Annotated in this window: 16 protein-coding genes; 9 read left to right on the top strand and 7 right to left on the bottom strand. The window is 67.2% G+C overall.

Translation table 11 applies throughout. From position 1 onward, the window contains the following. The first annotated feature begins 102 nt into the window (after window positions 1–102). Both secA and OB895_RS05340 read left to right on the top strand, forming a co-directional pair. Entirely contained in the window at window positions 103–2,910 is a 2,808-nt protein-coding gene (gene secA / locus OB895_RS05345; RefSeq protein ID WP_079113950.1) for a preprotein translocase subunit SecA, read from the top strand. A gap of 68 nt (window positions 2,911–2,978) precedes the next feature. Further along, window positions 2,979–4,205, top strand: coding sequence for a pyridoxal phosphate-dependent aminotransferase (locus OB895_RS05340; RefSeq protein ID WP_042541921.1), 1,227 nt, complete (start codon window positions 2,979–2,981; stop codon window positions 4,203–4,205). On the opposite strand, the gene OB895_RS05335 is transcribed toward OB895_RS05340, so the two are convergent. Further along, entirely contained in the window at window positions 4,129–5,370 is a 1,242-nt protein-coding gene (locus OB895_RS05335; RefSeq protein WP_079112594.1) for a CpaE/TadZ family protein, read from the bottom strand. The genes OB895_RS05340 and OB895_RS05335 overlap by 77 nt on opposite strands. Next, entirely contained in the window at window positions 5,367–5,987 is a 621-nt protein-coding gene (locus OB895_RS05330; protein ID WP_079112595.1) for a CpaB family protein, read from the bottom strand. Before OB895_RS05330 ends, OB895_RS05335 begins: the two co-directional genes overlap by 4 nt. Window positions 5,988–6,084: 97 nt before the next feature. Here OB895_RS05330 and OB895_RS05325 point away from each other — a divergent pair, with 97 nt between their 5' ends. Further along, window positions 6,085–6,363, top strand: coding sequence for a helix-turn-helix domain-containing protein (locus OB895_RS05325; RefSeq protein ID WP_042541919.1), 279 nt, complete (start codon window positions 6,085–6,087; stop codon window positions 6,361–6,363). Here the strand turns inward: OB895_RS05325 and OB895_RS05320 are convergent. After that, window positions 6,351–6,962 carry a hypothetical protein gene (locus OB895_RS05320; RefSeq protein ID WP_056376508.1) on the bottom strand — a complete coding sequence of 204 codons (612 nt, stop codon included), beginning with the start codon at window positions 6,960–6,962 and terminating at the stop codon, window positions 6,351–6,353. The genes OB895_RS05325 and OB895_RS05320 overlap by 13 nt on opposite strands. 127 nt (window positions 6,963–7,089) lie before the next feature. Here OB895_RS05320 and OB895_RS05315 point away from each other — a divergent pair, with 127 nt between their 5' ends. Beyond that, window positions 7,090–7,476, top strand: a complete 387-nt coding sequence (locus OB895_RS05315; protein WP_181164351.1) for an Rv3235 family protein — start codon at window positions 7,090–7,092, stop codon at window positions 7,474–7,476. A gap of 24 nt (window positions 7,477–7,500) precedes the next feature. Beyond that, window positions 7,501–8,985 (top strand): sensor histidine kinase, encoded by a 1,485-nt coding sequence (locus OB895_RS05310; RefSeq protein WP_042541917.1) that lies wholly within the window; start codon window positions 7,501–7,503, stop codon window positions 8,983–8,985. A 75-nt stretch (window positions 8,986–9,060) separates the two neighbouring features. Here the strand turns inward: OB895_RS05310 and OB895_RS05305 are convergent, their stop codons facing one another. Then, window positions 9,061–9,309 carry a WhiB family transcriptional regulator gene (locus tag OB895_RS05305; RefSeq protein ID WP_028503730.1) on the bottom strand — a complete coding sequence of 83 codons (249 nt, stop codon included), beginning with the start codon at window positions 9,307–9,309 and terminating at the stop codon, window positions 9,061–9,063. Window positions 9,310–9,544: 235 nt separating this feature from the next. Between OB895_RS05305 and OB895_RS05300 the strand changes: the two genes are divergently transcribed. Next, window positions 9,545–9,928 (top strand): hypothetical protein, encoded by a 384-nt coding sequence (locus OB895_RS05300; RefSeq protein WP_042541916.1) that lies wholly within the window; start codon window positions 9,545–9,547, stop codon window positions 9,926–9,928. A 3-nt stretch (window positions 9,929–9,931) separates the two neighbouring features. Here the strand turns inward: OB895_RS05300 and bcp are convergent, their stop codons facing one another. Genes bcp through aroA form a run of 3 tightly spaced genes read right to left on the bottom strand, consistent with a single transcriptional unit; the run spans window position 9,932 to window position 12,810 of the window. After that, window positions 9,932–10,405: a thioredoxin-dependent thiol peroxidase gene (gene bcp, locus OB895_RS05295; RefSeq protein WP_079112596.1), complete on the bottom strand. Its 474-nt coding sequence runs from the start codon at window positions 10,403–10,405 to the stop codon at window positions 9,932–9,934. Window positions 10,406–10,414: 9 nt separating this feature from the next. Beyond that, window positions 10,415–11,488: a ribosome small subunit-dependent GTPase A gene (gene rsgA / locus OB895_RS05290; RefSeq protein ID WP_042541914.1), complete on the bottom strand. Its 1,074-nt coding sequence runs from the start codon at window positions 11,486–11,488 to the stop codon at window positions 10,415–10,417. Further along, window positions 11,485–12,810, bottom strand: a complete 1,326-nt coding sequence (aroA, locus tag OB895_RS05285) for a 3-phosphoshikimate 1-carboxyvinyltransferase (RefSeq protein ID WP_079112597.1) — start codon at window positions 12,808–12,810, stop codon at window positions 11,485–11,487. Before aroA ends, rsgA begins: the two co-directional genes overlap by 4 nt. Before the next feature lie 69 nt (window positions 12,811–12,879). On the opposite strand from aroA, the gene OB895_RS05280 reads away from it, so the two are divergent. The 3 genes from OB895_RS05280 to OB895_RS05270 are packed head-to-tail and all read left to right on the top strand — an operon-like array spanning window position 12,880 to window position 15,123. Beyond that, entirely contained in the window at window positions 12,880–13,542 is a 663-nt protein-coding gene (locus OB895_RS05280) for a sigma-70 family RNA polymerase sigma factor (RefSeq protein WP_042541912.1), read from the top strand. Next, the gene (locus OB895_RS05275) at window positions 13,539–13,784 is read left to right on the top strand and encodes a zf-HC2 domain-containing protein (RefSeq protein WP_042541911.1); all 246 of its coding nucleotides are present in this window, start codon (window positions 13,539–13,541) and stop codon (window positions 13,782–13,784) included. The genes OB895_RS05280 and OB895_RS05275 overlap by 4 nt, the downstream gene beginning before the upstream one ends. Window positions 13,785–13,824: 40 nt before the next feature. Next, a complete protein-coding gene (locus OB895_RS05270; RefSeq protein WP_079112598.1) occupies window positions 13,825–15,123 on the top strand; it encodes a GNAT family N-acetyltransferase in 1,299 nt (432 codons plus the stop codon). Window positions 15,124–15,159 lie beyond the last annotated feature (36 nt).

The raw sequence follows: 15,159 nt of genomic DNA, 5'->3' as shown, positions 1-15,159 counted from the left end.
TGCGGACGACGTCCAGGTCACGGACGGGTAACATGACAAGGTATGCCTGGCACGCGCCCGACAAGCGGCGCCGCCGGAACCATCGACAGGGAGATGACATCTGTGGCGAATCCTCTTGAGAAGCTGCTGCGCGCTGGAGAAGGGCGGGTCATCCGTCGCCTGAACCAGGTGGTCAAGGCCGTGAACGCGCTGGAAGAGGACATCTCCAAGCTCACGGACGACGAACTGCGCAACGAGACCGCCGAGCTGCGCGAGCGGTTCGCGAAGGGCGAGTCTCTCGACCAGCTCATGCCCGAGGCGTTCGCCGCGGTGCGTGAGGCGGCGAAGCGCACGCTCGGCATGCGTGCGTACGACGTGCAGATCATGGGTGGTGCCGCACTCCACCTCGGCAACATCGCCGAGATGAAGACCGGTGAGGGAAAGACCCTGGTCGCCACATTCCCGGCTTACCTGAATGCGATCGCGGGCGAGGGCGTCCACGTGATCACGGTAAACGACTTCCTCGCGAGCTACCAGGCCGAGCTCATGGGCCGCGTGTACCGGGCACTCGGCATGTCGACGGGCATCATCGTCTCCGGTCAGACGCCGGCTATCCGCCGCGAGCAGTACGCGTCTGACATCACCTACGGGACGAACAACGAGTTCGGCTTCGATTACCTTCGCGACAACATGGCGTGGCGCAAGGAAGACCTCGTCCAGCGTGAGCACTACTTCGCGATCGTCGACGAGGTCGACTCGATCCTCATCGACGAGGCTCGGACGCCGTTGATCATCTCGGGCCCCTCGTCAGGTGAGGCCAACCGCTGGTTCGCCGAGTTCGCGAAGATCGCCCGCACCCTCGAAGCAGGCGTCGACTACGAGGTCGACGAGAAGAAGCGCACCGTCGGCGTGCTCGAACCCGGCATCGAGAAGGTCGAGGACTACCTCGGCATCGACAACCTCTACGAGTCCGCGAACACCCCGCTGATCTCGTTCCTCAACAACTCGATCAAGGCTCTCGCGCTCTTCAAGAAGGACACCGACTACGTCGTCATGAACGACGAGGTCATGATCGTCGACGAGCACACCGGCCGCATCCTGGTCGGCCGCCGCTACAACGAGGGCATCCATCAGGCCATCGAGGCGAAGGAGGCCGTGCCGGTCAAGGCCGAGAACCAGACTCTCGCCACCGTCACGCTGCAGAACTATTTCCGTCTCTACGACAAGCTCGCCGGCATGACCGGTACCGCCGAGACCGAGGCGGCCGAGTTCATGTCGACCTACAAGCTCGGCGTCATCCCGATCCCCACGAACCGGCCGATGATCCGCAAGGATCAGTCGGATCTGGTCTACAAGAACGAGACCGCCAAGTTCGCCCAGGTCGTCGAGGACATCGCCGAGCGCCACGCGAGCGGCCAGCCGGTGCTGGTCGGCACCGTCAGCGTGGAGAAGAGCGAGTACCTGTCGCGACTCCTCGCGAAGAAGGGCGTCAAGCACGAGGTCCTGAACGCGAAGAACCACGCGCGCGAGGCCGAGATCGTGGCACGCGCCGGACGCCTCGGCGCCGTCACCGTCGCCACCAACATGGCCGGCCGTGGAACCGACATCATGCTCGGCGGCAACGCCGAGTTCCTCGCCGTGCAGGAACTCAAGGGCAGAGGGCTCGACCCGGTCGAGACGCCCGAGGAGTACGAGGTCGCGTGGGACGAGACCTACGAGTCGATGAAGGCGATCGTGGCCGAGGAGGCCGAGAAGGTCATCGAGGCCGGCGGCCTCTACGTCCTGGGCACCGAGCGCCACGAGTCGCGTCGGATCGACAATCAGCTGCGAGGCCGTTCCGGTCGTCAGGGCGACCCGGGTGAGAGCCGCTTCTACCTGAGCCTCACCGACGACCTGATGCGTCTCTTCCAGTCGGGGGCCGCCGAGGCGATCCTGGCTCGAACCAACTTCCCCGACGACGTCCCGATCGAGTCGGGTCTCGTGTCGCGGGCCATCCGCAGCGCCCAGTCGCAGGTCGAGTCCCGCAACGCTGAGATGCGAAAGAACGTCCTCAAGTACGACGACGTCCTGAACCGTCAGCGTGAGGCGATCTACGCCGACCGTCGCCACATCCTGCAGGGCGACGACATCGCCGACCGGGTGCAGCACTTCATCGAAGACGCGATCAGCGGCGTGGTGCGGGATCACACAGGCGAGGGGCACAACGAGAGCTGGGACTTCGACGCACTCTGGACGGAGCTCAAGACGCTCTACCCGGTCAGCGTGACGATCGACGAGGTCGTGTCCGAGGCCGCCGGCCGCAAGGGCGGTATCACTGCGGACGGTCTGACCCGCGAACTGCTCTCGGACGCGAAGATCGCCTACGAGACCCGCGAAGAGTCGCTCGGAGAAGCGGCCACCCGTGAGCTCGAGCGTCGTGTCGTGCTCCAGGTGCTCGACCGTCGCTGGCGCGATCACCTCTACGAGATGGACTATCTCAAGGACGGCATCGGTCTTCGCGCGATGGCGCAGCGCGACCCGCTCATCGAGTACCAGCGCGAGGGCTACGCGATGTTCCAGTCGATGATGGGTCAGATCAAGGAGGAGTCCGTCGGGTACCTCTACAACCTCGAGGTCGAGGTCCGCCGGGCGGGCGACTCGCAGACTGCCGAGGTCGAGGCCAAGGGCCTCGCCGAGGGCGGCGGAGACCAGCGCCTCGAGTACTCAGCGGCGAACGATGCCGGCGAGGTCGAGGTCCGAGACGACCGAGGACAGGTTCAGCAGGCTGCGACCGAGAAGCTCCGTCAGGCGGCTGCCGCGCGTCAGGCGCCGGCCGAGCCGGCCGAGGCCGAGGATGCTCCGCGCGGTGCGTTCGGCCAGCGCACGGAGGCCCCCGCAGCACCTGCCGGCAACCGTGAGCAGCGCCGGGCGCAGAGCAAGAAGAAGAAGTAGCCAGGAAGTTCGATGAGGGGCCGGTCCGGATGGATCGGCCCTTCTTCGCGTCATTGTAGGCTTGCGCAATGACACCAACGCGCCACTTCGACCAGTCGTCGAAGCTCAAGAACGTCCTGTACGAGATCCGTGGAAACACGCTCGTCGAGGCGGCGCGGCTCGAGGCCGAGGGACACCGGATCCTCAAGCTCAACACGGGAAACCCCGCCATCTTCGGCTTCGAGGCACCCCACCAGATCGTGCACGACATGCTCGCAGCGCTTCCGACCGCACACGGATACAGCGACAGCAAGGGGATCATCTCGGCACGCCGCGCCGTGGTCAGCCGGTATGAGGAGATCCCCGGGTTCCCCCGGTTCGATCCCGAGGACGTCTTCCTCGGAAACGGCGTGTCCGAGCTCATCACGATGACGATGCAGGCGCTCCTCGACGAGGGCGATGAGGTGCTCATCCCGGCCCCCGACTATCCGCTGTGGACTGCCATGACGAGTCTGGCTGACGGCACTCCCGTGCATTACCTCTGCGACGAGGACAACGGCTGGCAGCCCGACCTCGAGGACATCCGATCGAAGATCACTCCTCGCACCAAAGCCCTCGTGATCATCAACCCCAACAACCCGACCGGCGTGGTCTACTCTCGCGAGGTCCTCGAGGGGATGGTTCAGATCGCGAGGGAGAACCAGCTGCTGCTGCTGTCCGATGAGATCTACGACCGCATCCTGTTCGACGGTGCGGTGCACATCCCGACAGCCACGCTCGCGCCTGATCTCCTGTGCCTGACGTTCAACGGGCTTTCGAAGACCTATCGAGTCGCCGGATTCCGGTCCGGATGGCTTGTGATCACCGGGCCGCAGGACCACGCGAAGGGGTTCCTCGAGGGGATCAACCTCCTCGCGTCCACGCGCCTCTGCCCGAACGTCCCCGCGCAGTACGCGGTGCAGGCGGCTCTCGGGGGAGTGCAGTCGATCGATGCGCTTATCGCTCCGACCGGTCGCCTGCACGAGCAGCGCGACATCGCGTGGGAGGGGCTCGAGTCGATTCCCGGTGTCTCCTGCGTCAAGCCGGTCGGTGCCCTGTACGCCTTCCCTCGTCTCGACCCGAATGTCCACGAGATCAGGGACGATGCGAAGCTGGTCTACGACCTGTTGGTCTCCGAGCACATCCTTCTCGTGCAGGGGACCGGCTTCAACTGGCCGACGCCCGACCACCTCAGGCTGGTCACGCTCCCCGAGCCTCGTGTGCTCGCAGAAGCCGTCGAGCGCCTCGGGAACTTCCTCTCGAGCTACCGCCAGTAGACGTGTGCGACGTCACCGAGGTGTACGTCTCGGCGATCCGACGCACGCCGGCGACCAGGGTCGAACGCGGGGTGAGGTCTGCCATCGGGCGGGCGTGCAGCAGAGCGGAGTCAGCGGCGCGCTGATCGAACGGCAGGAACGCGATGTCGGTGATGCCCGCGAATCTCTCGAGAGTGCGCCGGATCTGACCACGCGCGTCGATGCCCAGGGGGCCGGGTCGGACGCGGTTCACAACGACCCTGATGGGCGTGGGGGCCGTGAGTCGTCGGAGCTCGGCATGCTCCCTCACGAAGCGACTGATGCCGAGCGGGTCGGCCGACGCGACCGCGATGATCGCATCCGCCTCCTGCAGCGCTGCGACCGTGGCCGCGTGACGGCGCGGTCCGGCGAGGTCGTAGGTCGCTTCGTCGTCTGCATCGAAGGCGCTCGCCACGTCGACGACGGTCTCCTCCGCCCAGCTGCGGCAGGCGCGCAGAGTGGTCTGCAGACGACTCGCTCCGAGTTCCGGCCAGCGCCCTGGCCGATTGATGCCGCCGAGGACCTCGATCTCGCCTGCGCTCGTCGCGAGGATCGTCGCCAGCCTCGTGAGCTCGGCTGAGTCGAGTGCGCCGAGTTCTGCGCGTCGGCACGCGGCGGCGATGCCGGGCGCATCGTCGCTGAGCCCCAGAAGCAGCGCAAGCGACGGAGCGACGGTGTCGGCATCGACCAGGGCGGCGCGCCGCCCCGTCCGGCAGAGTTCGACGGCGAGTTGGATCGCGATGGTCGACCTGCCAGGGGCGCCGGAGGGGCCCCACACGACCGTGACGCGATGCGGAGGTGATGCTTCATGCCCGGTGATGCGCGGGATATCAGCGGTGAGTGCTGCCGCGACTTCCCAGCCGTTCGCATCCGCCGGAAGCGCGGTGGTGAGTCCGTAGCGTCCGAGCAGCCTGCTGTCGCTGTCGCCGAGCGGGATGATCCGCACGCCAGCCCTGTCGCACTCGGCGACGAGCTCGGATGTCAGAACGGCACGGGTGGCGACGACGATGGCCGCTTCGACGCCTTCGGGCAGAGGAAGGACTCTGTTCGGCGGCACGACGGAGACCACAGTGATCCCCTCCATCTCGAGCTCGTCGGCCAGACCTCGCGCGCGGGCTTCCGGAACAGCGACGAGGACCGAGGTCATGAGGTCGAACCGATCGGCACGACCGAGAGGACAGAGCCGCCGGTGATCGCGGCCAGCACCTCGGCGACATCCGCTCGGTCGATCACGACCTCGGCGGTCGTGCCGTCGGCCGAGAGCATCCGCTCCGCCTTCGTGACCGATGTGACGATGGCGTCGGCCACGAGGATACGAGGCGGACCCTGACTGCCGCCGTCGTCGACCGGTGGCGAATGCCAGAGCTCGATGACGCTCCCGGCGGCGACATCGGCCGGGATCCCCGTGCTGCTCTCGACGACGATCGTGGTCGTCCTGTTGGCATCGGCGCTCTCAGCGGCAGAGGTGGCCAGGAGCTCTCCTGCGAAGACCGTGCGGGACGCGACCTGGCCGGCGTGCAGCTCTTGTGGTGCCAGGTAGCGGTCCGTCACCGTGCCGAGTCCGACTTCGACCACTTGGAAGTCTTCCGAGACGAGCGTTTCACCGAGAACGATCGTGCGCGTCGCCTGAAGCACCGGCGTCGTGGTGCCCGAGGAGGAGACGACGGCCCACACACCGCCGATCGACAACGCGACGACCGCGATGCCGATCAGAAAACGGGCGTCACCCCAGACGGCGCGGCGGGAACGGACGAACTTGCTCATGTCGACATGGTCACAGAAATCGATGAGCCCGCTCGAGACTTATCCACAGCATCGGATCGGCGCTGGTGCTCCGGCACGGCTGGAGGACAATGGGAGCATGCCTCATTCCTCTCAGCCCGCGCAGGGCTTCCTCGCGCCGGCCCAGGTGGCGGAGCTGCTGAGCATCGAGGTCGACGAAGTCATCGAGCTCGTCTACGAGGGGCGTCTGCGCGGATCCAAGCTCGGCGCACCGGCCAGATGGCGCATCGAGGAGTCGAGCCTTTCGGAGTATCTCGACGAGCAGTCGGAAGAGGCCAGACGGATGGCCCTGTGGCGTCAGGCCAACGAGGCGAGCTTTCCGGAGGTCTGGGGTACATCCCGCCGTCACGGCATCTGATCGCCGACGGTCTGCACCGAGGACACCGCGGCGAACGGGATGATCTGAAAGCTGCGGACGGCCGAGGCGATCCGCGCCTCGCCCGGATCATGCAGAGCGAGGTCCAGATGATCCGCTCCCGCCCTGTCGATCGTTCCGTGCATGTCGGAGTCGTCGACGCTGACGATTCGCACCGGCACCCGCCGCCTGGCGAGATCACGCAGAACGAAGCCGAGCGACATGCGCTCGCGGAGCACAGGCGCGGAGCCGTCGTGCTCGTCCAGGCTGGAGAGCAGCAGGCCATGATCGACGGTCAGCCCGCGCACCGCGTGCAACGGAACGATCAGGGTCGACCGCGTCGTGGTCGATTCCTCGGCCTGCGCGATCGTCGCGGCGATCCAATCCGAGCCGAGCGCGTCGAGCCGGGCCCGCACACGAGTTCCGCCGGGCAGGTCGATGGTCGTCGGAGCTGCTGCGGCGCAGAGAACCCTGAGACGGCTGCGAAGCTCGAGTCGCGAGATGCGCAATCGTTCGGATTCGGCATCCAGCGCCGCGCGCTCGCTCTCCCACTCCGAGGCGAGCTGGCCTTCGAGGTCTTCGAACAGTCGATCCCAGTGCACGCGCCCCACCGTAAGCGATGTCCGGGAAGGCATGTACGAGTTATCCACATAGATCCCGAACGCGACCCGAACGGCGACTGGGCGCATGCTCTACTTGGCGCAGTCTTCCCGATGGAGAGTGCCTCAGATGATGCTTCACGAGTACTTCGCACCGCAGCCGACGCCTCGCGCCGAGCTGCCGGATCCGCATCCGCTGCTGCGGAGCCTGACACAGGGCGTGCTCGAGGTGCTCGCGGGAGTCAGAGAAGTCGATCAGCTCGCCCGCTGGTTCAATGAAGACGCGTACCGGAGCCTGGTGACGCGGGCGAACCTCTCGGCGAGGGCGCGCAGCGCGAGGGGGGTCTCGCCTGCGCGCCCGACTTTCGAGATCCTCTCGATCCGCGTGACAGAACCCGTCGACGGCAAGGTCGAAGCAGTCGTCGTCGTCGCTGGGCCGGGCCGCACCCGGGCGGTGGCGATCCGTCTCGAAGGACTCGACCGTCGCTGGCGTGCGACGTCGCTGGCCGTTCTCTGAGGCTGCGCGCTCTAGGCTGGTGGGGTGTCAACGCTCAGCGACCTCGCCAATGCCCAGGGCCGTCTTGCCGACAACGATGTCGAGTGGCTGCACCGACTCGCCGGTGACGGTCAGCTTCTCGCGGACCTCGCCTCGGCGGACATCGTGGTCTGGATCGAGACCGACGACGGATCTTTCGTCGCCGTCGCGCACGCGCGTCCGAGTGGAGCAGCCACCCTTTTCTATCGGGACATCGTCGGCGAGCGGGTGCGCCCTCAGTGGCGTACGCAGGTGCAGGGGGCGTTCGAATCCGCGGAGATCGTCGACTCGTCGTCGCCGGACTGGTTCGAAGAGACCCCGACGCGTGTTCGAGCTGTGCCGATCGTCAACGAACGTCGCGGCGGAGAGCACCAGGCCGTGGTCATCGGCGTCGTCACCCGGCACACGAACCTCGGCGAGGCCCGGACCCCGTCTCGGCAGCAGATCACGTTCGACGAGTGCGCCAACGACCTCTTCCGAATGATCGCCGACGGGAGCTTCCCGGATCCGGCGGCTCCGACCTCCCCTCGCCGCGGCGCGCCGCGCGCGTCCGACGGCCTGATCCGCATCGACGTCGACGGGATCACGACGTTCGCCAGCCCGAACGCACTCTCGGCGTTCAATCGCATGGGGTTCGATGACGAGCTCGAGGGCGAATCCCTCGCGGAGGTCACCACGAGGCTCGTGCCGCCGTCCCGACAGGTCGACGAGTCGCTGCCCGTCGTCGTGACCGGACGCGCACCGTGGCGGACCGACATCGAAGCGCGCGGTGTCACCGTGTCGCTGCGCGCGATCCCGCTCAAGGATCACGGAACCCGCATCGGCGCCATCCTGCTGTGCCGGGATGTCTCGGAGCTGCGCCACCAGGAGCAGGAGCTGATCACCAAGGACGCGACGATCCGCGAGATCCACCACCGAGTCAAGAACAATCTGCAGACTGTCGCGTCGCTGCTTCGGATCCAGGCACGACGCACGCACTCCGACGAGGCGCGCGATGCGCTGACCCAGGCGATGAGACGCGTCGATTCGATCGCCGTCGTGCACGACACGCTCGCCCAGGGCCTGACGCAGAAGGTCGACTTCGACGAGGTGTTCCATCGCGTCCTCAAGCTCGTGGCCGAGGTCGCATCGGCACCGAACACCCGCGCGCGCACACGGTCGACCGGTCGCTTCGGCGTCCTGCCGAGCGAGTATGCCACGCCGCTGGCTCTCGCTCTCACCGAGGTCGTCACGAATGCCGTGGAGCACGGTCTCGCAGGGCAAGAGGGCATGGTCACGATCGATGCGGCGCGCACCGAGGAGAATCTGCGCGTCACGGTGCATGACACCGGCAAGGGCCTGCCGGAGGGGCGGATCGGTCAGGGGCTGGGAACGCAGATCATCCGCACCCTCATCCAGGGCGAGCTCAGCGGCTCGATCGAATGGCGGGGGAGCGAAGGCGAGGGGACCGAGGTCGTCATCGACATCCCGCTTCGCTGGCTGACGAAGTAGGCGGAGGATCGGCCGCAGCGTCGAGCGGAGACACAGAAGCGGCCCGAGACATCGTCTCGGGCCGCTTCTCGATGTTCAGGAGGCGCGGCGGGCGCGAGCGGCGCGGCGCTTGAGCGCACGGCGCTCGTCTTCGGAGAGGCCTCCCCACACGCCCGAGTCCTGGCTGGACTCGAGGGCGTACTGCAGGCAGATCTCGGTCACCGTGCAGGTGGCGCAGACGGTCTTCGCCTTCTCGATCTGGTCGACGGCCGGACCGGTGTTCCCGACAGGGAAGAACAGCTCGGGGTCGACAGTCAGGCAGGCGGCCTTATCGCGCCAGTCCATGGGGGCTCCTCGGTGTGGTGTTTCAGAAATCGTCGCATTGCGACGACTCGGATTTCGGGTGCAGATCGGGTTCAGCTACCCTGTATGAGATACGGACGGATGCCCGCTTTCTGTGATGCGAGCGCGAAGCCCGCCCCACGCCGCTGTGGGAGCACATGACGCTGTCCATTCTGTTACATGAAACCGGCGAAATCAAGGGTTTCCGCCGTTCTCATTCGATTCTCAGGAGACAACTGTGCGCTCACCCGGCCTCGCTCTGGCGGCTTCCGCGGTTCTCGCGGCAGAGGGCGCCGCATTGATCGTGTTCGCCCTCATCGAGCTCGTCGGTCTCGGCGCAGGTGATGCCGCGTCGCTGCCGACGGCGCTCGCCCTCATCGTGCTGACGCTCATCGGCGCTGTCGCTCTCATCGCATTCGCCATCGGAACCAGGACGGGCCATTCGTGGGCACGCTCGGGTGGGGTCGTCTTCCAGGTGCTCGCCGTGGCGCTCGCGCTCGCCTCGCTGACGCTGCAGCCGATCGCCTGGGCGTTCACCATCGGCGTCGGGCTGCCGGCGCTGCTGTGCTTCGCGCTGCTGATCGCGAGCACGCGCGCCGAGAACGAGCGCCCGGCGGAGTGACTCTCAGGCGTCGATGCCGAGCAGCTTGCGCAGTCGGGCGACGTGCCCTGTCGCCTTGACGTTGTACTGAGCGAGGGTGATCGTTCCCTGCTCATCGAGAACGAAGGTCGAGCGGATGACTCCTTCTACAACCTTGCCGTAGTTCATCTTCTCGCCCCAGGCTCCGTATGCGGTGTGCACGGCGTGGTCCGGGTCGCTGAGAAGGGTGAAGGTGAGGCCGTCGCGCTCGCGGAATTCGGCGAGCTTCGCAGGCTCGTCACGCGAGACCCCGATCACGCGGTACCCGGCGCCCTCGAGAGAGGAGATGCTGTCGCGGAAGTCGCAGGCCTGCGTCGTGCACCCTGGCGTCATCGCGGCCGGATAGAAATAGAGCACCGTCTTCCGGCCGCGCAGATCGTCGAGTCGGACGGTCGCGCCGTCTTGGTCGAGAAGAGCGAAGTCGGGGGCAGCGGATCCGGAGTCGAGGCGCACAGTCACACGTCCAGCCTACCGACCGGGCGTCTGCTCGGCCTTGTCGGCGAACGTCTGCAGAAGCCTCTGCAGCGAGTCCAGGCGCGCTCGCCCGGTCTCGCTCAGCTCGCCGCTCTCGGCCGCTTCGATGAGTGCGCAATCCGGAGCATCCGCGAGGTGCGTGCATCCGCGCGGGCACTTCTCGGCGATCTCCGCCAGCTCGGTGAAGGCGGCGAGGATGTTCGCGGGGTTCACATGCCCGAGACCGAAGGAGCGGACGCCGGGGGTGTCGATCACCCAGCCGTTGCCCTCCGGGCTGACGTATCGCAGCGATACGGTCGACGAAGAGGTGTGCCGGCCACGTCCGGTGACCTGGTTGACGTGCCCCGTCGCGCGCAGAGCGCTGGGCACCAGAGCGTTCACGAGCGTCGACTTGCCCACACCCGAATGCCCGACGAAGACCGTGGAGTGCCCGACGAGGGCAGCACCGATCTCGTCGACGGGCATCTCGTCCTGCGCACTGGTGAAGACGCGCAGGTCGTCGAGTCCGTCGAAATGCGACAGGAAGGCGCTGGGGTCGGCCAGGTCCGTCTTCGTGACGACGAGGAGCGGGCGCACGCCGGCATCCAACGCGGCCACGAGGTAGCGGTCGACGAGGCGGGCACGCGGCTCGGGGTCGGCGGCGGCGACGACGACGAGCATCTGATCGGCGTTCGCGACGATCACCCGCTCGACCTGGTCGGTATCGTCGGCGCTGCGCCGAAGCAGGGACGTGCGATCGGCGATGCCGATGATCCGCGCCAGGGTGCCGTCTTCGCCTGAGATGTCGCCGACGACCTTGGCGTGATCACCGGTGACGATCGGGTTCCTGCGAAGCTCACGCGCCCGTGCGGCGGTGATCATGCGCTCGTCAGGCGTGTCCTCGTCGATCAGCACGGAGTAGCGACCACGGTCCACGCCGAGGACGCGGCCGATCTGAGCGTCGTCATGCGCAGGCCGTCGCTTGGTGCGAGGGCGGTTGGCCTTCGGGTTCGGGCGCGTGCGGATGCTGCTCTCGTCATAGTCCTCGAAGTCGTCGTCGAGGTCGTCGGAGTCGTCGAGCCAGCTCACGAGGATGCGCCTCGCAGCATTCGCTCCCAGAGGAGAGTGAACTCCGGAAGCGTCTTGGAGGTGGTGCCGATGTCATCGATCTCGACCCCGGGCACGCGCAGACCGATCAGGGCGCCCGTCGTCGCCATCCGATGGTCGTGGTGCGCCGCCCATCGGCCACCGTGCAGCTGTCGGGGAATGATGCGCAGGCCGTCGGAGAGCTCTTCCGCCTCGCCGCCGAGGGCGCGGATGTTGCCGACGAGCGCCGCGATGCGATCGGTCTCGTGGAGTCGGATGTGACCGATACCGCGGATCGTGGTGGGGCCGGACGCGAACGCCGCCAGTCCGACGAGCGTCGGGGTCAGCTCGCTCGCAGCCGAGAGGTCCATGTCGAGCCCGCGGATCTCGGCCCCGGTCCGGATCGTCAGCGTTCCGCTGTGACGGCCGACATGCGCACCCATGGCCTGCAGGATCTCGGGAAGCAGAGCGCCGGGCTGGGTGGAGTGCACAGGCCACCCGGGCACCGACACCGCGCCCCCCGTGACCAGTGCAGCGGCGAGGAACGGCGCCGCGTTCGAGAGATCGGGCTCGATCGCGATCTCCTTGGCGCGTGGCACGCCCGCCTCTACGAGCCACTCACCTGTGGCTGGTCGCTCGATCCGGATGCCGCGACGGCTCAGCGCCTCGATCGTCATGTCGATGTGAGGCAGGCTCGGCAGATGGTCGCCGGTGTGCACGAGGTGCAGGCCCACGTCGAAGCGCGGGGCGGCGAGCAGGAGTCCCGAGACGAACTGACTGGATGCCGAGGCGTCGATCTCGACGCGCCCGCCTCGGATGCGACCGTGGCCGCGGACGGTGAACGGCAGGGCCCACGTGCCCTCATCGTCGATGTCGACTCCGAGGTCGCGCAGCGCGCTGATGAGACCGCCCATCGGTCGGTGCAGGGCCGTCTCGTGGGCAGTGAGGTGCACGTCGCGCTGGGCGAGCCCGGCCAGCGGCGCGATGAAGCGCATCACCGTGCCGGCCTGGCCGCAGTCGATCGTCGTGCCGCCCATGAGCTTGGCCGGCGTGATCGCGAGGTCGGGCCCGAACTCTCCGTTGCCGTCGATCTCCTCGATGCCGACGCCCAGGGCGCGCAGGGCCTCGATCATGCGGCGGGAATCGTCGGAGTGCAGAGGAGCGATGAGTCTGCCGGGTCCGTCCGCGATCGCGGCGATGATGAGCTCGCGATTGGTGAGCGATTTCGAGCCGGGGATCGTCACGGTCGCATGAACGGCTCCGGTGCTGATCGGCGCGACATAGACGCCCTGGACAGGGGAGGGGGAATACCTGTTGGCGCTCATCGGTTCCCACCTTAGTAAACGCGAGTGTCCGAACGACCGAATATGGGCGCACGCCGACAAGGAGAGAGCATGCTCGCAACGCTGGAACGCGAGTCGGTGGACCTCACCCGCCTAGACTGGCCGGTGATGGATGACACGGCAACCGCAGAGACGGTCAGCGACCCTCGGCGCGAATTCGAGGAACAGGCGATCCCGTTCATGGATCAGCTCTATGCCGCGGCGATGCGCATGACGCGCAACCCGGCGGACGCTGCTGACCTCGTGCAGGAGACCTTCGTCAAGGCATACGGGTCCTGGGCGACGTTCTCGCAGGGCACGAACCTGAAGGCGTGGCTGTACCGCATCCTCACCAACACGTACATCAACATCTACCGCAAGAAGCAGCGCGAGCCGTTCCAGGGCACGATCGACGAGCTCGAGGACTGGCAGATGGGCGGTGCCGAGTCGACCACCGCGTCGCACAGCCGTTCGGCCGAGGCGGAAGCCATCGACCACATGCCCGCATCGGTCGTCAAGGACGCGTTGCAGGCCGTTCCCGAGGACTTCAGGTTGGCGGTGTACCTCGCTGATGTCGAGGGCTTCGCCTATCAGGAGATCGCGGACATCATGAAGACCCCCATCGGCACCGTGATGAGCCGCCTGCATCGAGGCAGGCGCATGCTGCGGGAGCTGCTGGCTGAGTACGCCGCGGAGCGGGGAATCTCCACGGCCGACCCGAGGAGCAAGAAATGACCGACTGCGGCTGCGACAAGGCCCGCAAGGACCTCGAGGAGTACCTCCGCAACGAGGTGTGCAACACCGAGCACACCGAGATCCGTGAGCATCTCGAGAACTGCCCGTCCTGCCGGGATGAGGCGCTGGTGGCGACGACCCTCACCGAGGTCGTGGCGCGCGCGTGCAAGGAGACGGCACCCGAAGAGCTGCGTGACCAGGTGTTCGCTCGACTGCGTGAGGTGCAGGCCGCACAGCACTGAGGCGGGACCCGGTCCGTCGCGCCTCCCATAGGGTGGAGGAATGACCGACGCGCTTACCGTCCCCGTTGATCCCGTGTCCGCTGCGCGCCTGGCCGCGAAGAATCTCGTCTACCGACTCGTCGACAACGGCTCGGATGCGGACACCGAGGCTTTCCTGCGGGCAGAGGCGCGGGGGTTCCTCGATGCCGATCCCACGCCGGAGCAGATCGCCGCAGACCGCGTACTTCTCGCGACGCGGCGCAACGTCGGCGTGTTCGAGGAGAATGCCCCTGACGGCGCCTTCCCGGTCGCCACGGTCAACTCGTGGGTGACTCCGCTGACCGTGCCCGGCGGAGAGGTGGGGATGTGGGCGATCAGCGCTGTCACGGTCTCAGGCACTCATCGTCGCCGCGGCATCGCGCGGAACCTGCTCGAAGGCGAGCTGCGTGCCGCCGCAGGCGCGGGTGTCGCTGTCGCCGGCCTCACCGTCTCTGAGGCGACGATCTACGAGCGGTACGGGTTCGCTTCCGCGATCCCCGCAGCCAAGGTGTCGATCGACGCGCCGAGGGCGGGATGGAACGGCCCGGCGACCGATGGCCGCGTCGAGTACGTCGAGCGCGAGACGCTTCAGAAGGACCTGTCCGCTCTGCATGAGCAGGCGCGAACCCAGCGTTCGGGGCAGATCGCCGGGTGGGACGCGCGCTGGGAGCGGATCGCCGGGCTGTCGGTGGGACACACCGCGCCACGAGCCGTTCGAGGCGTGCGTTACGTCGACGCCGACGGAGCAGTCCGGGGTGCGATGGCGTACACGCTCAAGGAGGTCGCGGGGAGTTTTCGCGCGGACATGGAGATCCACCACCTGACCTCGACCACGACGGATGCCCTGGCCGCGCTCTGGAGATTCGCTCTGCAGCACGACCTGGTGTCGAAGGTGGTGGTCGACCTGCGCCCGATCGACGATCCGATCACCTGGCTCGTCACCGACCAGCGAGGCGTGGACCTCACCCCTCACGATCACGGGTGGCTGCGCCTCCTCGACGTGCCCGCTGCGCTCAGCGCCCGCACGTATCGAGCGCCCCTCGATGTCGTGTTCCGAGTCGAAGACCCTCTCGGTTTCGCCGAAGGCTCGTGGCGACTGACCTCGGGTGCCGACGGTACGGCGGATGTCACACGGGTCGACGACGGCGCAGAGGCCGACGTCATTCTCGGCGTGGGGGCTCTCTCGTCGATCTACGCGGGCGGGGTCAGCGCTGTTCGGCTCCGCGCGGCTGGCCGTCTGTATGCATCGACGGAGACGGCGGCAGCGCTCGACGATGCGTTCCGCACAGCAGATGCCCCGCTCCTGGGCATCTGGTACTGAGCGCCGCCCGCCGCGACGACGGACTCTACAGAGAGG

The organism is Microbacterium forte (assembly GCF_031885415.1).
Classification (GTDB): domain Bacteria; phylum Actinomycetota; class Actinomycetes; order Actinomycetales; family Microbacteriaceae; genus Microbacterium; species Microbacterium forte.
This window is presented reverse-complemented; position numbering and strand designations above follow the sequence as displayed.